Raw genomic sequence first — 20,867 nt, forward strand, 5'->3', positions numbered from 1 at the left:
TGATGGAGGTCGGATAAGTAGAAGCATGTCTGCATATAGCATTTCCTGGGAAATCACTTGCTGTGAATGGACGTACGTTTTCCCTTTTTGATCCTTCGAATAATGGACTGAAGTCCTACATATATGGCAATCCCACAGCAGCCACCGAGCAAGTCTACTCCAACATCACGTATCGAGCTTGTCCGGTCCGGGCTGAACTGCTGAATATACTCATCAATGGAGGCTATGACAAACACCACAGCCAACGCAGAAACGATACTGGACACAAGGGATGTTCTCCTGTATCGGAACCCGCCGTACACAAGCATGGCGAGCACAGCGTATACAAATAAGTGTGCACTCTTGCGAAAGATGAACTCTGCAAAATCATACGGCCTCTGCTTCAGCGAATACTCATACTCCCCGTATGTGAATTGCACATCGGGAAGTGTAAAACCGATGTGCAATTTTTGAGACCATTTATGAAGCCAAGGCTGAATGTCTTGCTGTTGAGAGGATTGCGCAGACATGGACCAGATGACCATAATCCAGATCACAATCAACAGCAGAGCAATGAGAAATCCGTACGTTCTTCGAACATGCTTTTGTCTCGTGCGACCGGAGCCCTCCTCCATCATATTGATCTTCACCACTTTCATATCTCTCTCGTTATTCTATGGATCCGACATACATGCCTCTGCCATTTGTCCCTACATATACCTGACCATAGATTTGACGGTCTGCCACCATAATTTGCGGTTCATTGCCCAGCCCGATTCCATCACCTAAAGGACCTATATTGTTCCAGGTTGCCCCCATATCATCTGAACGGAAGAAGCCATTCACGTTATTTACGGTGCCATATACATAGACAGCTGGAACTAATTTACCTGGCTTCGCTTTTCCAAAGGCAAATAATTTGGAATTCTGCACACCCTGGATCTTGGAAAATGTAGTTCCCGAGTTCGTTGATGCATATAATCCATCGGTTCCCAGACTCACCCATACATTATTCGCAACGCCGGGTGCAGCCTCAACTTTAATGAAGCTTGTATTGATATCCGTATTAATAGGAAGGCGAACGGCATTCGCTTTGGACCAGTTGGCTCCTGCATCAGTAGAGCGATACAGATAACCGGCAGCATACATATAAAATTTATATCCATTGATGCGATCCGCAGCCAGTGGATGATTATAGGCGAAGACCATATTGCCCCCAATGGCCTGAAAAGGGGCTCCATTCATATTTTGCCATGTTGCACCACGATTCGTGCTTCTGACCGGATTACCTGTCTGAGGGTAATAGACAATTACATTCGGATTAATGGCCGAGTAAGCAACCCTCCCCAGGGTGGAGCCAGCCGGAACATTCATTGGAGTTACGGTAACTCCGTTATTGGAAGAGACAAATAAGCGAGTGGTCGTACCATACCAGTCACTGCTTCCGAGAAATATCATGTAATTCGGATTTGCCTCATGATAGTCAATACTCACAATTTCCCGCATACCTGAGAGCGGAATTTTATTAAGAGGGACATCGGTTACATTTTCATGTCTAAATCCGACCTGATCCGTTAAACCACTAAAGAATGAAACACCCTGAGGTGGTGTGGATGCAGTGAGTGCAACGACTTCTTCATGACCATCGGTAATGGCTTCCCAAGTACTCGCAGTATTGCCAGTCAATCCAGTAGTCCCATTGATATTTTCCGTCTTGTACACACCAAACCAGTCTGTAGCGTATACGGTGCCCGGGTTATGCGGATCGAACTTGATACTGGATGTCGCCGAGAAAAACATGTTGGGTGTCCACCAGGACGGTTTGGATACCAGCGTTTTGCTCACTGTTGTCCAACTCAGTCCGCCGTTTACCGAACGATACAGTGGCAGATTATCTCCACCTGTTCGAACGGCTGCCAGGATATGATTATCGTTAGTGGGATCGATCGTGATCCCATAATAAGAAGAATAACTGGAACTTGGCGTGATATTCGTCCACTGCACGCCATTGAACTTGTAGACCCCCTGATTATCAGTGGTCACATATAACGTTCCGTTCTTCGCCACCGTCATACGCGCAGGATATTCAGGACTTCTCCCGGTAAGTTGCCATGTGGTCTGCCCATTACTTCTTGGTGCTTTGCTGTAGACACCAATGCCTCGAACTCCTGCATACACAACCTGACCTTGTTTGGTCACCGGATTTAAACCATAGGCTACACTTCGTATACCCTCACCGGACAACCCGTTCGGTACATCCCACACCTTGCTCCACGTGGCTGCACCGTCACTTGAGGTGTACAATCCATCATATCGTGTACCAACGTGCAGGTAATTGGAGTTGGTTGGATTCACAGCAATGCTCTCTCCCATGGCACGATGGATATTTCCATTTGATTCATTCCGAAGATTAAGTCCGGTTCGAATCCAGGTCTCTCCTCGGTCTGTAGATTTCAGAATATCGCTTGGCCCCACATTCCCGTACTTCCCAGCAGCGATATATACAACATTGGGGTTTTGCTGATCCAGCGCAATGCCGTCCACACCGTACAGATTACTATCCTCATCTCCAAAATGATCAAGCAGTGGAACCCAATCTCCTGAAGATACATCCAGTCGATAGGCTCCTCCAACGTCAGTTCGAGCGTAAACCAGATCAGGCTCAGTTGGATGAATAACCACACCTGTAACGTACCCCCCACCACCAATGGGTATATTCTTCCACTGATAGCTTTGAGCTGATTGAACAACGTTTGTACTTGCAGGTATCATGATCATATACATTAGGAGCACAATCAGGGATAATTTCAATAGCCTGGAGATACGCATCTGGTTCACCGCCCTATCTAATCATTTTAAATGGTCTTCAATCATCTGATGTATTCTGTCTCGTTCTGATTGTTCCACGATATAGTAATACACTCCGTCTATCTTCTTGCCCGTGCCTTTGATCTCTACCGATTCAATATGATCCAGCACTGGACGATAATTGGAGAACATCTGCTTCATTTCATTAAAGGTAACGTCAGTTCTAACGTGAGCACTGACTTCGTCCAGCAACGTCTCCAGTTGTAACACGTTGGATACCTGAACCGTATTTTTTAACACCTGTTTGATAATCTCCCGCTGACGGTCATTACGCCCGAGATCGCCTTTCGGATCATCATAACGCATTCGCGAGAATCCCAATGCTGCTGCACCGTCCAAATGGATATTCCCCTGTTCGAACCGATAACCCTCATAGTCAAATGCGAACGGGTTATTCACGTCCACTCCACCTACCATATCGATGACCTGTGCAAACCCCTCCATATTCACTTTCATGTAGTAATGTATGGGAACATCAAGCAATTGTTCCACCGTTTGCACAGACATGTTAACACCGCCAAAGGCATAGGCATGGTTGATCTTATCCTCCGTGCCATGCCCAACAATACTTGTTCTGGTATCCCGAGGGATGTTAAACATAAGTACGGATCGTTTTGCAGGATTAACACTTAATACAATCATGGTGTCCGAACGCCCCCGATCATTGGAGCGCTCATCCACACCCAGAATCAAAGCATTGAAAGGTTCTTCATTCTCCATGTCCACCGGGAAATCTCCGCCGCCCCTCTGGTCGACAATAGATACCTGCTTAACGGGTTCCCGGGGTTCATACATTTGATCCGCCGCAGATTTAACATGCTGATACAGATACACCGAATATCCAATCATGACAACTGCAACAAGGGAAAGGGTACCTAATGTTATTTTGATCCCGCGTCTCATGGTATAGGCCTCCGTCAGATGACTGCCGTTTTTCTTCCATCGATATTGGTTAGACCTGGACGACCGACGGAGTAGTATTGAAAGGACGTGTCTCGGATCTGTTCTTCTCCGTAGATATTTCTTCCATCAATCAGAATGGGCTGATTCATATGCGCTGCCAAATCGGTCAGATTAACCTCCATGAACTCTTTCCATTCGGTCAGAACACAGAGTGCATCAGCGCCTTCCGCCGCGTTCATGGCACGATCCTCCCACGTAATGGATGGGGAATCCACCTCTTTGCGGAAGTTCTCGGTCGCGATAGGGTCATATGCCCGAATCACTGCTCCTTGCTCAAGCAAACGCTGAATAATCTCAATCGCTGGAGCATCACGAACATCATCGGTATCCGGCTTGAAGGCTAGCCCCCAGATTGCAATCTCCTTCCCTTCGAGTGAGCCAAGCGCGTCTTCCAGTTTGCGAATGACGTTGAAGCGTTGATCCTTGTTCACTTCCACTACGGACTTCAGCAGTTTGAAGTCATAATCCACATTACCTGCAATTTGAATCAGAGCTTGTGTATCCTTGGGGAAACAGGAACCTCCGTAACCAATGCCTGCCTTGAGAAAGGAGGCACCGATTCGTCTGTCATAACCCATGCCTTCAGCAACCCGGCTGACATCAGCGCCTACTTTTTCGCAAATGTTAGAGATTTCGTTGATAAAAGAGATCTTGGTTGCCAGAAAAGCGTTGGATGCATATTTAATCATTTCGGCAGAGCGAATATCCGTAACAATAATCTGATCGGTTAATGGCTGATGCAGCTCCTTCAACGTGGCAACTGCCCGATCGCTGTGTGTCCCAATGACTATCCGGTCAGGATACAGTGTATCCTGCACAGCGGTACCTTCTCGCAGGAACTCCGGTACCGATGCCATGTCAAATGGATGATTCGTCAAACTGCTGATCCATTCCTGAATGCGATCGTTCGTTCCGACAGGAACAGTGCTTTTAGTCATTATTATTTTATAATTATCCATAAAAGAACCAATTTCTCGTGCAACAAGCTCAATATAACTCAGATTCGCTTCGCCATTAGGCAGGGATGGCGTTCCTACCGCGATGATAATAATATCCGAACGGCTGATGGCATCCTGAATGTTCGTGGTGAAGGACAGCCTTCCCGCTTTCATATTGGCATTCATGATGTCCTTGAGACCCGGTTCATAGATAGGTACATGACCATCCGTCAACATATTCACTTTTTCCACATTATTGTCGACACAGATCACGTTATTTCCCAGTTCCGAAAAACATACGCCTGATACCAAACCCACATACCCTGTGCCAATCACCGTAATATTCATTCCATAATCTCCTCCATGTCCTAATGTGTTGGTTACGCGTGCTTCACATATGTCTGAACAATGTCCTGCCATTCGGTAGACACTCTAACGATATCTTCCTCAATCAGCTGACTGCCGATCTGTACTTCGATGATCTCCAGTTCCGTAACGGCTCTGACGGAATGAAGCATACTCCGGTCAATGACCACCGTATCTCCCTGCCCGATCATTCGGCTCTGCCCATCCAGAATCAATTCCCCTGTCCCCGATACAACCGTCCACACCTCATTGCGAAGCAAATGGTATTGATAACTCAGGTTTTTCCCGGCACTGATGCAGATTCGTTTGGTGAGAACTTCGCCGCCAGATTCGTTTCTTGTGTAATCCAGGACCCGGTAGCACCCCCACCTGCGCTCTTCATACATGGGACGTTGATCCTCGTTCTTCAAGATTTCCTTGATACGTGGACTAGCCTCTTTGTCGCTGACGAGAATGCCATCCGGACTTACGGCCACCACCACATTTGACAAGCCCAGTATGGCAACCGGAATGTTCAGTTCATTGACCAGGTGCGTATTCAGGGAATCTCCTGTAATCCATCCTTTTCCTACCACCGAAGTTCCCATCTCTTCCGTGAGTGTGTTCCATGTGCCCAGGTCTTTCCAAAATCCGTTATAAGGAATGGCAATAATCTGATTGGCTCGCTCGACAACCTGGTAATCAAAACTGATCTTGTTCAATCTTCCGTATTGCTTCAGCATCTCGTCATACTGGATCGGCAGTTCCATCTCAATCAGCAAATTTAACAAATAACCCAGCTTAAAAGCAAAAACCCCGCAATTCCATAATGCGGCCTGCTCCATCATGAGGACCGCATCGGATTCGCAGGGTTTTTCCTGGAACTTCGCTACATTCACGTATTCATTGTTATTTTCACTGGAAGTTTGGGATTGTGGGATGATGTATCCGTACTTCTCTGACGGATACGTCGGCACAACACCCATTAAGGCCAGATCGGCACCTGACTTATCGAGCATCTCCGGCAAGGTTGCCAGCACTTCGAAGAATTCTTTTTCAACAAAGGGATCTACCGGCAACACTGCAATCGTCTCATTCAAACTCACACTCTCTACGGAATACAGATAGGAGGCTGCCAGTGCAATGGCAGGAAACGTATCTCTGCGCTCAGGCTCCACGACCAGTCTCACATCGTCTCCCAGCTGAGAAGTCAGAATCTCGACCTGTGGCAAACTGGTTGCGATGAGCGCCTCTGATGCAAGTCCGGCATGATTCAGCTGTCGCCATACCCGTTGTACCATGGATTCCGGACTTCCTTCTGGCCCATGAAGCACTTTAAGAAATTGCTTGGACCTGGAATCATTGGATAACGGCCAGAGACGCTTGCCAGAACCACCGGATAACAGAATGCTTCTCATAGGGCTGCACCATCCGACAATACGACCTTGCTTGCTGCCTTGCCGGTCTCCGCTTGTTTGTTATATGTGCTGGTCTGATTGGATTCAAGTCTGCCTGCTGGATTGCTCTTGGTCCAGGCTGCATAATAATTCGAGTTCTTGCCATATGAATTATCCAGCAGGATGTTCGGTTGATCCAGAAGACAGGCCAGAATATGTCCATGCAGACGGGAGGTTGTGATGGTTCGGTATTTATTGAATTCCTTAATGGCCGTATGTACCATCCGATCAGAGTATTTGTACCACAACCAGCGGGCGAAAGAGCTGCCTTTCCCTGACTTCAACCGGGATGTAATCATGCGAATAATCTTCCGGTCTACCCGGTTGTACAATGTCTCCCAGTCTTTAAACGTAGCCTTGGGTCCACTGACGGATTCGTAATGCACCTGATTCTGAGTCTTCTCAATGTCTTTACGGAAGAAATACAACATCTCTGCTGTGGGCTTGCTCTTGGACTTCAAAGGCCACAATTGATGCGCCATATCCGGGGATAGATACACATTGGTTTGTTGAAATTCTTTACTGGCTATCTCATAAGATAAGGTATCCCGGACAAAAAAGTGCACATCCTTATGACGGCTAAATACCTGGGCTGTCTTTTTCAATTCAATATCACTTTTATAAAACATCGTCTGAGGCAGAATCACAATCCGGTGATTTGGATGCTGGGCAATCATTCGTTCTCTCAATTTCTGATGGGCAGGGTACAGATCACCAAAGTTACCTCCACCGTGCAACACAATCGTGATGCCTTCCGGAACCTTGAGAGACAAAGGGCAATCCAGAATGCTGTATCTGGCACGTACTTGAATATCATTGTCCCGGAAGAAAGCCTCAGTACCTTTCATAATCAACAAGTCGCCACCATTGCTATGCACCGGGTAATCCAGATAATAGATTTCGGTACGCGGTGGAATGACCTTCAAAATCTGACGTAAATGTCCCTTCAACTCTTCCATTGGATGAATATTGTTAGTGCCCAGCATCTCCATCTCCTCCTTGGGTGACTCTTCTTCTTTTTTTGTTTAACCGTTCATAGAGAAACGGCAGATCTTCCTTGTCATAGAACATCGCGGCGAACTTCACCTTGAATACAATCTTCATCGCGGCCACAGTGACTACCATGCGTACAATGGACCCGATCAATAAGGCAATCGCAATTCCGTTGAGCCCCCATAGCGGGGTGAACACAAAGAACAAGGCCACCGTCACCGAGAGTGCAATAAGCTGTCTGATCATCACCAGCCCTGGCCGACCAAGCGCATTGAATGCAGATGCCAGAATCCATGAACCCCCACCAATAATGCATTCCACAGCCAAAATATAAAATGCGACACTCGCTTCCAGGAATTCGGAGCCAAACAGAAGACCCATCAGATAGTTCCCCACAAACATGGTTGGTATCACAATGATCATCATGACCATGAGCGAGATACGAAAGGCTCTGCCGACCGTTCGAATAATCTGCTCTTGGGGCAATCCGGTCACCTTCGGAAAAACCACATTGCTAATCGCTGTTTGAACAGCATTGTAGATTCTTGATAACGCAAATACGACGGAATACAATCCAAAATCACGCGGGGTGAGCAAAGCCAAAATAATGATTTTATCAAACTGGGTATACAGCGTTCCTAACAATTCAACGCCATACACCTTGCTGCCATAACCAAAAAGCTTCTTGGCTGAACTCTTGTCCACCCGATCCTTGAACCATCTCAGTCTCAATTCATTGCGATTGGCATAGATAGCCCATGCCACCACGGAGAAGCTGGTTACAAAATAGATCGCAGCCGCAAGCTGAATGCTCAGCATGCCCAGGCCCCATAACACAAAAAGCCCGCCTACATTAAACAGGGGGATCATTAACCGAATGCCATTATAGACAGCGAATTTCTCCCGACTCTGCGAGAGGGCTGATATGAGGTTGATGACAATGAGAACCGGAACGGTAGCAATCGTATACCATCTGGAGATCTGCACAACCTCCGGCGGGAAGCTGGAGAGCCAGAAGGGTAATCCGAACCAGGCCACGATACCAATGATAATGCACACCGGAACCTGAAAAAGAAAGCTTAACCGAACATACTGCGCACTCTTCTCGGTTGCGCTCTGTTTGATGTTATAAATGATAGACGTGGGCAGTCCGAAACCGACCAATCCGGTTAATAGCGCAGGCCAGAACAGGATGGCCGAGAATGCGCCTTTTCCCTCTACACCGAACATGCGTGAGGTCAAAATGGAAGACAGCATCGTCAGTGTCATGACCAGCAGATTGGTCCCACTTGTCTGAAATATGGCACTCATTAAGCCGTTTCCTCTGAATACTTTGCGAAGTGCAACTTGCGCCATAGCGATCCTCATCCCTTACTGTTTTGACGAAGCGACCCAACGATCATGCCGTTTCGGTAACATACTTTGGCAAGCTGACGTGTAAACCGATCTGCATTATAGATGTAGATCAGAGAGGTTGTGATCCCTTGCGCCAGCTTAATGCCATGTTTGGCTGTCCGCACAACACCACGATCCTGATCCCGAATGGCATCACTCACACCCTGCCAATAGATTCGGCGCAGAAACCAGTTCTTCGTTGTTCGCTCTTTGGCTACTTTATGTTGTACCGCGCCATACGGCGTGTAATATACCTTGAACTTTGTCCGTATTCTGGCAATTAACTCACTCTCCTCACTGGAGAGAAGATTGTTCCCCACTCTGCCAAGATCTTCACGGAAGGGAGCCAGTTGATCAAAAACGGATAAACGAAAAGCCACATTTGCACCAAATGGAATATATGGGCTTTTCATTTCAGTGACTTCATCTGCAAAATCCAGAATGGTGAACAGTGATCTGTTCTCGGGTGGAATCCACATGGGTTCTGGTACTTCCCAGATCGGATCAATCTTGCCACCGACACAACCGATATTTTCATTCATCTCAAACACACTAACGATCTGGCGAATCCAATCCCTGCAAGCAAAGGCATCATCGTCAAGAAACAGGATATACTCGCCTCGCGCCTCATGAATGGCCCGGTTACGGGCTACAGACAGGCCTTGCTTTTCTTCCAACACATACCGGATCGAATGGTTCTCATGCTGCAAGATGGTTTGAAGCACGATTTCCCTTGTGTTGTCCTTTGAATTGTTATCAATGAGTATGATCTCATAGTCGTTGCTTGCGTAATTCTGTTGTATTGCACTTCGTATCGCCTCTACCGCATCATGTGCACGGTTATACGTACAGATCGCGACGGTTACCTTCATCATTTCATCCCCATATTTTTCAATTAGGTCCACCCTTTTCATCTGCACTAACTGGAGTACAGGGTAAGTGTCCTTTGGGCAATCACTGGCCAATCCAGCCGCTCTAACGCTTTGACAAAACCACTGCCTTGCTGAAACTCCGATTGTTTTAAACGGATCATATTCATCGCTTTGAGGAGTCCATCCGGATCCGAAGGTTCATAGAGTACCGCACAATCTTCGGGCAGGTATTCCTCCAACAAGCCAATTCGTGGTGCCACCACCGGTTTACAGAAGGTTAATGCCAGAATCGCGCTACCAGAAGTTGCAATTTGCTTGTATGGAAGAATGATGGAATCGACCGCATCAAAATAGTCCGAATATTCATCATCTTCAATAAAATGAAAATGGGTATGAATATGTCCGCTCTCGAGAAATTCTTCACCGAGATCGTAGTCCTTCACTTTTTTACCGGCAATCAACAAATGGGCTTGATCTGATTCCAGCTCCTTGAATGCCTCCAGCAAATCATCCACGCCCTTGTACGGCGATACCTGACCGAAAAACGCATACACATAACTATCCTCCGGAATGCCAAACCGGGAGCGGATATTCACGCCTTTTCCCTGATAAACTCCCTTGTAGTGTCCATGCGGAATAACTTCAATCCGGCTGGAATCAATCCCAAACGTCGAGCAGATCTCAGAGATCAAGGGTTTGCCCATGACAATCAGCTTGGAGCAATTTCGAACCAGTATTTTTCTCATCCAATAATCGAAACGCGTTTTACCGCTGTTGTGAGGCCAGATGTTGTGCACCGTCCAGAACAATTTGGCCCCGCGCAAGCGTGCAAAACAAATCATCAATACATATAGAATGGATTTGATTACTGTGGACAGCACGGATGAACCTCTGTAATAAAAGCTGGGCCAATGAAAATGCAGCACATCATTTTTTCTCAGTTTGATTAGATCTTTTTTGGTAAACTGTTTTACTTCCCATCCCTTGTTCTCAATGGAATCGGATAACAGCTCATTGAATTTATTGTTCTCAATCATCTTGGGCAGCATATACACCGTCGGATTTTCCATCCAGGCACCTCTTACTTTAGTTTCATTCGCACAGGTTCCTCTGTATACGTTCCAACTGCGCGCCTTGCATGAAATCTCATCAGAAACCCTTGCATCATAATTTTGGTATTACGCTTGAGCAGCACCCAATCTTTCCACCAGGGATACAGCGACAGTGCTTTTTTCAAATAAACGTTATTGCGAAGTGTATTTCTCGACCATTCCAGCATTCGATAGTGGTGTAACTGACGACGTTTCTGTTCCTTGGACATATCATTGTAGTATTTCAAAATAATCTTGCGTTGGCCTTTGTACTTGGCCGTTGTAGAGGTTGAAATGCGCGGCCCATTATGGATGTTGATATCCACCAGCGGTTCTTTCACATTCACAGCGATGTAGCCTCGTTTCAAAATCCGAAGATAAAAGTCATAATCCTGGGCGGATGTCAGATTCTCATCGAATCGAACTTCACGGGCCAACGAGGTAAGTACCATGATTTTGGAGGTTTCCCCGATCCAGTTGAATGTAAGAAGATCCTCATACCGTACAACATCACGAGGCTCCACCGACAATTTCCGTTTGACCACCTGATGCTGCTCATTCGTATATGCGAGATATTTGCTGCAAAAGGTAAAGGATTCCTTGGTCCGCTCCAGCACTTCCGCCTGGGTTTTAATTTTGTCAGCCATCCATTCATCGTCATCATCCAGGAATGCAATATACTTGCCATTGGCATGGGATATCCCCACATTCCGTGCATGGTTGGCTCCTTTGGGATACGGAACCCGGATGTACCGAATGCGTGAATCTTCCCGGGTCCAAGCCTGACAGATTTCCGGCGTCTGATCTTCTGAACCATCATCTACTATGAAAATCTCCAGGTAGGGATGTGTTTGCTCCTGTACACTTCTCAACGCATTTTTCAACAACTCGGCCCGATTATGGGTCGTAATGATGCAAGATACCAACGGGTTCATTTCATCACCTTTTCCTGTTCACTAGGATACCTTCACTTGAAGTGCATCATATATTCCTGACAATCTGCCTACGAGAAGATTCATATCGAACTTATCCGATATAATCGCTCTGTTATGTGAACCCATTCTTGCTCTAACCTCTTCATCCGTGATGAGATATTCCAGCGCTGAGGTTAGCCCGTGCACATCTCCCGGCTCGATTAACAGCCCATTATGACCGGATGTAATCACTTCGGGGATGCCTCCGACGGTGGTCGATATAATGGGCAAGCCACAATTCATTGCTTCAAGTATGGCCATAGGTAATCCCTCATGATAAGAAGGCAGGACCAATAGATCCGCTTCCCGCATCAGCTTTTCCTTTTGCTCTCCGTTAATCCAGCCGAGTACGTTGACACTGTCCTCAATTCCATACTGCTGTACAAGTGCTTTGACTTCTTCAACTTCGCCATCCCCTGCCAGATTGAAGTTAGCTGTAACGCCCAGTGCCTTCAATTGCTGAATGGACTGAAGCAGATCGTAGACTCCTTTTCGCTCACCCAGTCTGCCCATGAAGAGAGCATTAACGGCCGCCTGTTGTTCTCTGACAAACGGTTCTTTGACAAAGACCCCGTTATAAAGAACCTCGATGGATGTCTCTGGCACAATCGTAGCAAAGTATTCTTTCCACGTTTGAGACAAGACAATCAACTTATCTGCCTGATTCAGAATATAGTGACAATACTTGCGCTGCAGAGCGAATTGATTGTAGAAATCGTCAAAGCTGGCCGCATGAATATGCAGAATGACTGACTTACGAAACAACTTTCTAGCCGTTAGCAGGAATAGAGACTTCCGATAAAAGCTGCCGTTGTTCGCCATATGAATGTGAACAATATCCGGTTTGAACGTGTACAGCTTCATCCAGAATTGAATGAATCCCCGTATAAAAATAAGCAGCCGTGAGAACATGCTGCCTGTGATATACGTTTCGACCCGCTGCATGGCATACATTTCAGAGATGGAAGAATCCTCAATGTTTTTGATGACACTCACAATTCCGCCCATATCCTTTAAGGATGATCCAACAACCAATACTTTTGGTTTCATGATAGACTCCTTTTTTCATGGTTAATCTTCAGAGCACTTACAGACTATTTACGTAATTTTTAATGGACGAGATCAGATCAGACTGTTTTCTTACATAAGGCTGGAACGTCAGCTCCTCTATGCAAGGAACTAGTTTTTGCAATTCAGCCTGACTCTCCGCGACGGCCACATAGCCGTTATCCTGAAAAACCTTGGAGATCTCAAGCTGATGGTCATCCACATGCTCGCCCCATTCTTTCCGGCGTGGAATGACAATAACCGGCTTGCCGCGTTCAAGAGAATTCGTGATGGAGCCAACACCCGCATGAGAAATAATGCATCTGCTGCGCTGTACATATTCATTCATCTCTTCCTGCGTGAGGAAGGGAATTGCAGTGAAGTTTCGCGGCTGATACGCCGTATAACCTGATTGGGCGACAACCTCTTCTACAATAATGCCCGCCTCAATCGCCTCGTCAATAAGCTCAAACATCCGATTAAAGGGAAAGCGCTGGGTTCCAACGATAGCAAATATCAAAATAAAGCCCCCCTATACTTCGCATTGGGATAGCTATCCTGCAACGTTTCCCATTGAATGAAGAACTCATCCGAGATTTTGTACATCAACCTTCCGGTTGCGCTGGAGGAATAGATTTTGGCATAACTTTCGATATAAATCAGCTTGGCACCGAAGATTTTACCGATGAGGCAAAAAGGATATGTGGCCCCTGCCCCTGTCGTAATGATTACCTTTGGACGCTCGCGCAGATATAAAAAGAATGACTTGAAAATATTAGCCATAAAAATCAGCAAAAACATTGCATTCTTACGCTCTTGCTGCATTAAGAAATATACTTTGCCCTGAGACGAATCTACTTTTCTGCTTTTGTTCTTCTCGGTAATGAGGAAATAATCATGTTCTTCAACCGCAGGAATAATTTTGGTTAATTCATCAAAATGACCGCCTGTAGAACTGATCAAACAGACCTTCATGTTCTAATCTCCTTTGAAAAGGATACGTCCTTGGCTCGCTGTACCTGGATATCCACTTCTGCTTCAACCCCTGACTTGGAATGGACTCCATTTCCCGTAGCATATAACGCGTTCAGGAAGATACAGAATGGAGCAATCAGATGAACCGTGGACAGAGTATTGTCAAAAAAGGAATAGGTCAGGAAACCGATAATCATACCAGCAAAATACAACCGGATCATGCCGCTCAACCGGAAGTACACAGCCCGGAACACCAGAAGCAGCGATAGAAACAACAGAATGGCTCCAACTAACCCGCCATCGTAATAAAAACGGATGTATTCATTATGCGGAACAACGAAGCCAGAAAAGATACTTCCATCATTAGCTACGAGAGTTGAGCCGAGCCCACGTCCAAATATCGGGTACTCATTCGCTTTCTCAATGAAATAACTCCAGGCTACATCCCTTCCCGACAACCCTTTGCTCTCTGACCTCATCTCATAATTGTCCCACTGCGCAATCACCATATAGGTCACAGCCACAACAAACAGAATGAGAGGAATGATGGCACTGACTTTGCCTTTGATGAAAGCTTTCAGTTGATCAAAAAGATAGACCAGAATAATTGGAATAAGCGCAATAAGTGGCCCCCTTGTTCCCGTCTGGACGAGAATGACCAGATGTGCCAAGGTAAGCATGTAATACAGTACAACCTGATGGCCTTGCTTGATCTGAATCAGGCAAACGCAGATCGAGATAAAACACAACATGGCCAGATGCGCGGCGATGTTAGCTCCCTGTAATCGGGTTACGCCCGACATCTCCAGGTTAGTAATGGACAATATGCCGGCGAGTTGCAGAATATAACCACCAGCAAGACTGAACAACGGCAACCATGCGAGTACACGTATAATTCGTTGACTGATCTCTCTTGAAAAATGGGGCATCAGCAACAAAAAAGGAACAATGACACCCAGAAAAGCCTTAAATGGATCGAGCGGACTAACCTTGCTGGGCAGATCAGATAGAAAATAACTTTCCACAAATAAAAACCCAATCGCCAGTGCAGGATAGATCAGATCTTTTCGAATACCAAAGCGTAAAAAAAGAGAAATGACAAAACCCAGGATCGCCAGCTTGTAGAAGGACAGCGAATCCAGTCCTGCCAGATGAATGCTAAATATCTTATCAATGGACAATGAAAAACTTACAATGAGAATCATAAAGATCCAGCTGGGCTGTTTAATATAAACGCCCAGCAGAATTACAGCTATAAGTGCAACAACCGAAACTAACGGAAGATAGATTGCTGCAAAGACGATTACCAGTGAAAAAAGAATGATATTAAACGACTTCATATTTAATGCAGCAAGTATACCGGTCTTTTGCATATCTGCTATGCCACCTCAAAGCCAGAATCGTGTTTCAAAACGCGTCCTTCGAACCTACCAGCACCTTGAACGTTCTGAAGATAATTTTGATATCCACCATCATGCTGCGTTCACGGGCATACGTCAGATCCAGCTCTACCATTTCTTCAAAACCAACACTATTTCGACCGCTGACTTGCCATAATCCCGTACATCCCGGAATCATCTGCAGGCGTTGTCTGTCATAGGAGGTGTAGTTCTTCACTTCTCTGGGCAGAGCCGGTCTCGGTCCAACGAGACTCATCTCTCCTCTGAACACGTTCCACAACTGAGGTAGCTCATCCAGACTGGTTTTCCGAATAAACTTGCCAATGCGGGTAATGCGGGGGTCATTTTTCATTTTGAACATATTCCCGTTCACTTCATTCTGATCAATCAGCTGTTCCAGCAGATCTTCCGCATTGGCAACCATGGATCTGAATTTGTACATATGAAACTCTTTCCCATTCTGTCCGACCCGTACCTGACGAAAAAAAACAGACCCCTGAGGGGCCTCGATTTTGATCAGTATTCCGATGACCGCAAACAAGGGGCACAAAATGATCAAACCTATGAAAGAACCCAGCAAATCGAGCATTCTTTTCATAAATAGATACACTTTATCCGCATTTTGTCCTGACAACGTTGATGCATTGTACCCCAGACTTGGGTCCATAACAATCTCCGCTTCCTTCGTTTGGGGAGATGGACTCATTCAAACTCCCCCCCGGCTGCATGTTCTACCGACTCTTTTTCCAGAATCTGTTGCAGAGCTTGCAGCATTGGAATTCTAAGTTCCTGTTTTTGCAGAGCGAAGTCGATGGTTGTCAAAATGAATCCCAGTTTCTCGCCTACGTCATAACGTACTCCTTCGAAATCGTAAGCATACACTCCTTGTGTCTCATTTAAACGCTGAATCGCATCTGTTAATTGAATCTCTCCCCCTTGACCAATCTCTTGTTGTTCCAGATGTTCGAAAATCTCTGGACTCAGTACGTATCTCCCCATAATCGCCAGGTTGGAAGGCGCTGTGCCTTGGGCAGGTTTCTCTACGAACCTGAGAACCTCTGTCAAACGGCCATCCGATTGAAGCGGGTCCACAATACCGTATCTGTCTGTTTGTTCAGCAAGTACGGTTTGTACGCCAACAATGGAATGTTGAACCTGATCATATTGATCAATCAATTGTTTGGTGCATGGCACTTCCGATACGACGATATCATCTCCGAGCAACACGGCAAAAGGTTCGTCACCGATAAAGTTACGTGCACACCAGACAGCATGACCAAGTCCTTTGGCCTCTTTTTGTCTTATGTAGTGGATATCCACGTTAGAAGATTTGCGGACCTCTTCAAGCAAGCCCAGCTTCCCTTTTTCCAGCAAGTTGTGTTCCAGTTCAAAAGCATTGTCGAAATGATCTTCAATCGCGCGTTTCCCTTTACCGGTTACGATGATAATGTCTTCAATTCCAGAGGCAATGGCTTCCTCAACGATATACTGTATAGTTGGTTTGTCCACAATAGGGAGCATTTCTTTGGGCATCGCTTTCGTGGCTGGCAAAAAACGTGTACCCAGTCCAGCTGCAGGAATGATTGCTTTTCTCACTTTTTTCATAAATACCACCCTATCCTCTATTTTTTTAGTTTGATAAAAGTTGAACAAGGGCATCTAACCCGCCCTCACGTCATACCTTCGACGATTAACGTCTAAGGTTCACTGAACCCACAGCATGACCGAGTGCCTACAGTGATAAAGGTGCAGTAGACATTACCTGTTTATTGGGAAACATTGGATCGAACGTTACTTCTCTCCGTACCCCACCGGAACTGCAACGTTTTTGATATTGTTGAGGATTGCGCCCAGGATTCGTGCATTTACATGCTCCAGAGCTGCCTTGGTCTTTTTCACTAATTCCTTCTTAACCTTGCCTGAGTTCACGACCAGCAGGACACCATCACACAGCGAACTCACGATGAGTGCGTCCGTTACCGCGAGCACCGGTGGTGTATCAAACATGATGACATCATATTGATCCTCTAACTTCTCAATCAGCTTTTTCATCCGGTTGGAACCAATCATTTCGGAAGGATTCGGCGGAATTGGGCCAGAAGTGAACAATTGGAGATTATCGATATAGCTCTCTCTGAGCACTTCCTCCACACTGTACTGATTGGACAGCACACTACTAAGACCAATATGATTGGGTACGGAAAACACCTGGTGCAAGGATGGATTACGCAGATCTGCATCGATTAGCAGAACTTTTTTGCCTTCCTGGGCATAGGTTACCGCCAGGTTGCTAATGGTTGTGGTCTTGCCTTCGCCGGATTCAGCCGAAGCTACCATGATCTTTTTGATATGATTATCGATTGAGGAGAACTGAATATTGGTCCGTAATTTACGGTATCCCTCCGAGATTTGAGATTTGGAGTTAAAATAGGTCACCAGACTGTTATTTTCATTGGTTAGCCGCGACATATTTGCCATCCCCCACTTTCTGTTGAGATACGTAATTTTTCGTATTTTTCAGATCATCTTTTTTCATTTTGGATATCACCGTAAGCACAGGCAGACCCAGCTCTTTTTCAAGTTCGGTCTCCGATTTGAAGGTGTCATCCAGATAATCCATCAGGAATACAAGTGCAATCGCGAGCACAAGACCTGCGAACAGGCTGACAATGATGCTTAATGTGGTTTTCATATTGATTGGAGATGCGTTACTATCCACTTTTGCTTCACTGAGGATAGCCACATTATCGATTTTCATGATTAGGGGGATTTGAGATTGGAACACGTTGGAGATGGCATTGACCGTTTTTGCGGCTTTTTCGTAGGTAGTCCCTTGTACAGTTATGCTCATCACTTGGGATTCGCTGGCTGTAGAGACGGAGGTGCTATTCATGAGCTGTGCTGAGGTTAAGCCCAGGTCTGGATACGTGGTAGCCACTTTATCCATAATGGCGGAAGATTTAATAATTTCTCTGTAGGAGTTAATGAGTTTGATATTGGTTTGAATCATGCTGAAGTCCATCATCGCCTGGCCTTGAACGTTAGAGGTCTGGTTCACGATAAGCTTGGAACTTGCCTCATAGATGGGTTGGGTGAAAAATATGCTTTTAACCCCTGCACCCACACCGGCTATCAAAGCAATTGCAACAATCAACCACAGCTTCTTTTGTAAAAGTCGAAAATATCCTTTCAGTTCCACTTTCATTCCTCCTATACGTTGTGATCTATCCTATGTAACTACCAGATGGACAGCAGCCATTTGCGAGGTTTCCAGCGTTCAGTGACCAGACACGAATTGGATAAAATGTGCGACGCATTCTCTGCCAGCCTTTTAACGGCCTCAGCTCCAAAACGACGCTCAATCACCCGCTCTCCTTCACTTATGGCAAATGTCCTTTTGCACGTATCATGTGCATCTGATGAAATGAAATGAAACCCGTTTTCTTTGCAAAAATGAAAACACCACTGCCGAACTTTCCGTCCGAAAAGCCCAGTGAAAGATTGAGCCGTAAGCTGACATAGTCCGCCTTGACGCAAGTAATCAGCCAACAATTTTGGCTTCTTCAAAATGACACGATTGCGTTCCGGATGAGCAATAATAGGGGTAATTCCCGCTATTCGTAATTCATGCAGTATCCTGGGGAACTGTGAGGGAATATGACTAAAGGGCAGTTCCAGCAACATGTAACGACTTCCGGCGAGTGTGCAGCACTTTCCTGCATATAAGTCTCCAATCAGGTTGTCATGCACCCTGATCTCCTGTCCGGGACGGATCTCCAGGCGAATGTTACGTCTGCGAAGTTCTGCATGAAGCAGGTTCACGGCCTGATTGACCACCATCGGTTCATTGTTGTATTGCCCGTTCAGGTGATGCGGAGTAGCAATAATGGAGGTGATTCCAGAAGCTGCCGCCTTCTCAGCCATCGCAACGGACTGCTCCATTCGAACAGGACCATCATCCAGACCGGATAATATGTGGCAGTGCATTTCAACCATATCCAAACTTCCTGAAATAGTATGAGCCCCCTCGCCCCTTTATTCATTGCGCAAATGCTTTTGGTGTTAAAGAACTAATGCATAACGCTATGAAATATAGTAAAATGGCGTTAAGTACATGTTTTGTTCAGAAAATGTTAAGAATCAACTTGGAATTATATGGTGAAATCAATGTAATGATAGGGTTTCTGCAGAGCTTTCTGCTCTGTTGCCTTTTCATACTGAAAACGGGAAACCGCGGGAAACTGAACTTCAGTAAGCATTGTGTTTAACTGTCCAGTTATATATAGTTTCTGTTCGTGCTGAATATGCAAGTTTGAATGATACATTGTGAGCTCTCCGAAGGGCTGTTTCCATTGCAACCTTGCGTGAAGTCTTACACATACATGATGATCTTCAACATCCAAACCAATGAGCATTTCTGATGATACTGGCAAGTTCAGGTCGCTCAGGAAGGTGATTGCGTGAGTGTCCATTCCAAGTAACAGAACAGGGCGTCTTTTGCGGTCTACCATTTTCCCATGAAACTCCTGAATGTACATATGGACATTTAATTTCATATCAGCCCATTCCTGAATTATTGAATACATGGTTTCATTCCTTTAGAATGGATTAGCCAACATGGACTGCCTCTACTTCCTTCTCACAGGTATATGGTCTAGGCAATAAGGAGATACTTAAAATATCCCAAATGATACATTTTGTAACTCCATATGTCCAATTTACGATACAATACGTATCATGTCAAGCGGTATTTGGACATGGTTCTTTTGATTTACGACAATTTGAGATGTCCTTAGACAGACCTATTTACAAATGGAAATGGGTTAAAGGAAACACATGAGGAGTTACTCTTTTTGCAGGAAAGCTGCCCTGATCAAAAACTTGGCTCAGGATTGTTTCAATATATATTTGATGTCGTTCAGGGGGAAATAGCTTATGAGCTACGGAAATCGCATTGCTGAATTACGGGAACAGCGGGGACTTACTCAAGAAGAACTTGCGAGCTCCATTCATATTACCAGAGCTGCTCTCTCCCACTACGAGAAGAACCGACGTAAACCGGATTTCGAAGTGTTAACGAGACTTGCTGACATCTTTGATGTGTCTATCGATTATCTTATAGGGCGTACCAAGCAAAGTGATGTCGTGATGGATGAAGACGTACGTGAATTCGTGGATACCTTGGAGTTATCGGACAAAGAAGTGTTAGAACGCTTTGATCTGATGATTGATGGGAAGCCCTTAACAGAAGAAGAGGCACGTCGTTTTATCGCGTTTGTACGAATGGAACGCAGCATGGACTAAACCCGAAAAGAGGACCCAGTGCCCGAGAAATGATATCTCTGGCTTCTGGGCTTTTTTTTGTGTCCTGATTCCCCTCCATTCCATGGTGATCTGTTGTGTCAAGGACGCTTGTTGTTGACGGAGGATACGAAATGGTTCCAACGCTCCGGGTCGATTCCGCATTGCAGTAAAACTTTCATGATGTCCATCTGGGTTGCTTCGACTTGTTTCCCTGTCGGCCTACGATCGTCCCTGTTTGGATGCTTCATATTCATTCCGCTAACCTC

General features: G+C 45.7%; 21 protein-coding genes. 1 reads left to right on the plus strand and 20 read right to left on the minus strand.

Annotated features, from left to right (window positions below; all coding sequences use genetic code 11):
• Window positions 1-53 precede the first annotated feature (53 nt).
• The 19 genes from ACE3K2_RS04575 to ACE3K2_RS04665 form a co-directional block, all read right to left on the minus strand.
• Window positions 54-638 carry a VanZ family protein gene (locus ACE3K2_RS04575; protein ID WP_421887262.1) on the minus strand — a complete coding sequence of 195 codons (585 nt, stop codon included), beginning with the start codon at window positions 636-638 and terminating at the stop codon, window positions 54-56.
• A gap of 10 nt (window positions 639-648) precedes the next feature.
• The gene (locus tag ACE3K2_RS04580; protein WP_421887264.1) at window positions 649-2,808 is read right to left on the minus strand and encodes a hypothetical protein; all 2,160 of its coding nucleotides are present in this window, start codon (window positions 2,806-2,808) and stop codon (window positions 649-651) included.
• Window positions 2,809-2,829: 21 nt separating this feature from the next.
• Window positions 2,830-3,750, minus strand: coding sequence for an LCP family protein (locus tag ACE3K2_RS04585; protein WP_421887266.1), 921 nt, complete (start codon window positions 3,748-3,750; stop codon window positions 2,830-2,832).
• 14 nt (window positions 3,751-3,764) lie between these two features.
• A complete protein-coding gene (locus ACE3K2_RS04590; RefSeq protein ID WP_421887268.1) occupies window positions 3,765-5,096 on the minus strand; it encodes a UDP-glucose dehydrogenase family protein in 1,332 nt (443 codons plus the stop codon).
• A 32-nt stretch (window positions 5,097-5,128) separates the two neighbouring features.
• On the minus strand, window positions 5,129-6,511 hold the full coding sequence (locus ACE3K2_RS04595) for a sugar phosphate nucleotidyltransferase (protein WP_421887271.1): 1,383 nt from the start codon (window positions 6,509-6,511) through the stop codon (window positions 5,129-5,131).
• Window positions 6,508-7,536 carry a polysaccharide pyruvyl transferase family protein gene (locus tag ACE3K2_RS04600; RefSeq protein ID WP_421887274.1) on the minus strand — a complete coding sequence of 343 codons (1,029 nt, stop codon included), beginning with the start codon at window positions 7,534-7,536 and terminating at the stop codon, window positions 6,508-6,510. The genes ACE3K2_RS04595 and ACE3K2_RS04600 overlap by 4 nt, the downstream gene beginning before the upstream one ends.
• Complete coding sequence (locus ACE3K2_RS04605; RefSeq protein ID WP_340966263.1) at window positions 7,523-8,899, minus strand: lipopolysaccharide biosynthesis protein; 1,377 nt, start codon at window positions 8,897-8,899, stop codon at window positions 7,523-7,525. The genes ACE3K2_RS04600 and ACE3K2_RS04605 overlap by 14 nt, the downstream gene beginning before the upstream one ends.
• Before the next feature lie 8 nt (window positions 8,900-8,907).
• On the minus strand, window positions 8,908-9,813 hold the full coding sequence (locus tag ACE3K2_RS04610; RefSeq protein ID WP_421887277.1) for a glycosyltransferase: 906 nt from the start codon (window positions 9,811-9,813) through the stop codon (window positions 8,908-8,910).
• A gap of 44 nt (window positions 9,814-9,857) precedes the next feature.
• Window positions 9,858-10,880, minus strand: a complete 1,023-nt coding sequence (locus ACE3K2_RS04615; RefSeq protein WP_421887280.1) for a glycosyltransferase — start codon at window positions 10,878-10,880, stop codon at window positions 9,858-9,860.
• A gap of 11 nt (window positions 10,881-10,891) precedes the next feature.
• Window positions 10,892-11,836, minus strand: coding sequence for a glycosyltransferase family 2 protein (locus ACE3K2_RS04620; protein WP_421887283.1), 945 nt, complete (start codon window positions 11,834-11,836; stop codon window positions 10,892-10,894).
• A gap of 21 nt (window positions 11,837-11,857) precedes the next feature.
• Window positions 11,858-12,925, minus strand: coding sequence for a glycosyltransferase family 4 protein (locus ACE3K2_RS04625; RefSeq protein ID WP_421887286.1), 1,068 nt, complete (start codon window positions 12,923-12,925; stop codon window positions 11,858-11,860).
• A 37-nt stretch (window positions 12,926-12,962) separates the two neighbouring features.
• The gene (pssE, locus tag ACE3K2_RS04630) at window positions 12,963-13,442 is read right to left on the minus strand and encodes a PssE/Cps14G family polysaccharide biosynthesis glycosyltransferase (RefSeq protein WP_421887289.1); all 480 of its coding nucleotides are present in this window, start codon (window positions 13,440-13,442) and stop codon (window positions 12,963-12,965) included.
• Entirely contained in the window at window positions 13,439-13,897 is a 459-nt protein-coding gene (gene pssD, locus ACE3K2_RS04635; protein WP_249911547.1) for a PssD/Cps14F family polysaccharide biosynthesis glycosyltransferase, read from the minus strand. The genes pssE and pssD overlap by 4 nt, the downstream gene beginning before the upstream one ends.
• Entirely contained in the window at window positions 13,894-15,270 is a 1,377-nt protein-coding gene (locus ACE3K2_RS04640) for an O-antigen ligase family protein (RefSeq protein ID WP_421887292.1), read from the minus strand. The genes pssD and ACE3K2_RS04640 overlap by 4 nt, the downstream gene beginning before the upstream one ends.
• Window positions 15,271-15,304: 34 nt before the next feature.
• On the minus strand, window positions 15,305-16,003 hold the full coding sequence (locus ACE3K2_RS04645) for a sugar transferase (protein ID WP_421887295.1): 699 nt from the start codon (window positions 16,001-16,003) through the stop codon (window positions 15,305-15,307).
• A complete protein-coding gene (gene galU / locus ACE3K2_RS04650; protein WP_091035105.1) occupies window positions 16,000-16,902 on the minus strand; it encodes a UTP--glucose-1-phosphate uridylyltransferase GalU in 903 nt (300 codons plus the stop codon). Before galU ends, ACE3K2_RS04645 begins: the two co-directional genes overlap by 4 nt.
• A 186-nt stretch (window positions 16,903-17,088) precedes the next feature.
• On the minus strand, window positions 17,089-17,766 hold the full coding sequence (locus tag ACE3K2_RS04655) for a CpsD/CapB family tyrosine-protein kinase (RefSeq protein ID WP_421887298.1): 678 nt from the start codon (window positions 17,764-17,766) through the stop codon (window positions 17,089-17,091).
• Window positions 17,747-18,496: a YveK family protein gene (locus tag ACE3K2_RS04660; RefSeq protein WP_036611336.1), complete on the minus strand. Its 750-nt coding sequence runs from the start codon at window positions 18,494-18,496 to the stop codon at window positions 17,747-17,749. The genes ACE3K2_RS04655 and ACE3K2_RS04660 overlap by 20 nt, the downstream gene beginning before the upstream one ends.
• Window positions 18,497-18,534: 38 nt before the next feature.
• On the minus strand, window positions 18,535-19,293 hold the full coding sequence (locus ACE3K2_RS04665) for a tyrosine-protein phosphatase (RefSeq protein ID WP_421887301.1): 759 nt from the start codon (window positions 19,291-19,293) through the stop codon (window positions 18,535-18,537).
• Between the two features lie 939 nt (window positions 19,294-20,232).
• Here ACE3K2_RS04665 and ACE3K2_RS04670 point away from each other — a divergent pair.
• On the plus strand, window positions 20,233-20,601 hold the full coding sequence (locus ACE3K2_RS04670; protein ID WP_421887303.1) for a helix-turn-helix domain-containing protein: 369 nt from the start codon (window positions 20,233-20,235) through the stop codon (window positions 20,599-20,601).
• A 98-nt stretch (window positions 20,602-20,699) separates the two neighbouring features.
• On the opposite strand, the gene ACE3K2_RS04675 is transcribed toward ACE3K2_RS04670, so the two are convergent.
• Window positions 20,700-20,855 carry a hypothetical protein gene (locus ACE3K2_RS04675; protein WP_017690128.1) on the minus strand — a complete coding sequence of 52 codons (156 nt, stop codon included), beginning with the start codon at window positions 20,853-20,855 and terminating at the stop codon, window positions 20,700-20,702.
• Between the last annotated feature and the right edge of the window lie 12 nt (window positions 20,856-20,867).

The organism is Paenibacillus sp. (genome assembly GCF_048976745.1).
GTDB lineage: Bacteria > Bacillota > Bacilli > Paenibacillales > Paenibacillaceae > Paenibacillus.

Excerpts from the sequence above, each read along its gene's own strand:
- ACE3K2_RS04575 (WP_421887262.1), bottom strand. The coding sequence starts at position 638 with ATGAAAGTGGTGAAGATCAATATGATGGAGGAGGGCTCCGGTCGCACG.
- ACE3K2_RS04580 (WP_421887264.1), bottom strand. The coding sequence starts at position 2,808 with ATGCGTATCTCCAGGCTATTGAAATTATCCCTGATTGTGCTCCTAATG.
- ACE3K2_RS04585 (WP_421887266.1), bottom strand. The coding sequence starts at position 3,750 with ATGAGACGCGGGATCAAAATAACATTAGGTACCCTTTCCCTTGTTGCA.
- ACE3K2_RS04590 (WP_421887268.1), bottom strand. The coding sequence starts at position 5,096 with ATGAATATTACGGTGATTGGCACAGGGTATGTGGGTTTGGTATCAGGC.
- ACE3K2_RS04595 (WP_421887271.1), bottom strand. The coding sequence starts at position 6,511 with ATGAGAAGCATTCTGTTATCCGGTGGTTCTGGCAAGCGTCTCTGGCCG.
- ACE3K2_RS04600 (WP_421887274.1), bottom strand. The coding sequence starts at position 7,536 with ATGCTGGGCACTAACAATATTCATCCAATGGAAGAGTTGAAGGGACAT.
- ACE3K2_RS04605 (WP_340966263.1), bottom strand. The coding sequence starts at position 8,899 with ATGGCGCAAGTTGCACTTCGCAAAGTATTCAGAGGAAACGGCTTAATG.
- ACE3K2_RS04610 (WP_421887277.1), bottom strand. The coding sequence starts at position 9,813 with ATGATGAAGGTAACCGTCGCGATCTGTACGTATAACCGTGCACATGAT.
- ACE3K2_RS04615 (WP_421887280.1), bottom strand. The coding sequence starts at position 10,880 with ATGGAAAATCCGACGGTGTATATGCTGCCCAAGATGATTGAGAACAAT.
- ACE3K2_RS04620 (WP_421887283.1), bottom strand. The coding sequence starts at position 11,836 with ATGAACCCGTTGGTATCTTGCATCATTACGACCCATAATCGGGCCGAG.
- ACE3K2_RS04625 (WP_421887286.1), bottom strand. The coding sequence starts at position 12,925 with ATGAAACCAAAAGTATTGGTTGTTGGATCATCCTTAAAGGATATGGGC.
- pssD (WP_249911547.1), bottom strand. The coding sequence starts at position 13,897 with ATGAAGGTCTGTTTGATCAGTTCTACAGGCGGTCATTTTGATGAATTA.
- ACE3K2_RS04640 (WP_421887292.1), bottom strand. The coding sequence starts at position 15,270 with ATGCAAAAGACCGGTATACTTGCTGCATTAAATATGAAGTCGTTTAAT.
- ACE3K2_RS04645 (WP_421887295.1), bottom strand. The coding sequence starts at position 16,003 with ATGAGTCCATCTCCCCAAACGAAGGAAGCGGAGATTGTTATGGACCCA.
- galU (WP_091035105.1), bottom strand. The coding sequence starts at position 16,902 with ATGAAAAAAGTGAGAAAAGCAATCATTCCTGCAGCTGGACTGGGTACA.
- ACE3K2_RS04655 (WP_421887298.1), bottom strand. The coding sequence starts at position 17,766 with ATGTCGCGGCTAACCAATGAAAATAACAGTCTGGTGACCTATTTTAAC.
- ACE3K2_RS04665 (WP_421887301.1), bottom strand. The coding sequence starts at position 19,293 with ATGGTTGAAATGCACTGCCACATATTATCCGGTCTGGATGATGGTCCT.
- ACE3K2_RS04670 (WP_421887303.1), top strand. The coding sequence starts at position 20,233 with ATGAGCTACGGAAATCGCATTGCTGAATTACGGGAACAGCGGGGACTT.
- ACE3K2_RS04675 (WP_017690128.1), bottom strand. The coding sequence starts at position 20,855 with ATGAATATGAAGCATCCAAACAGGGACGATCGTAGGCCGACAGGGAAA.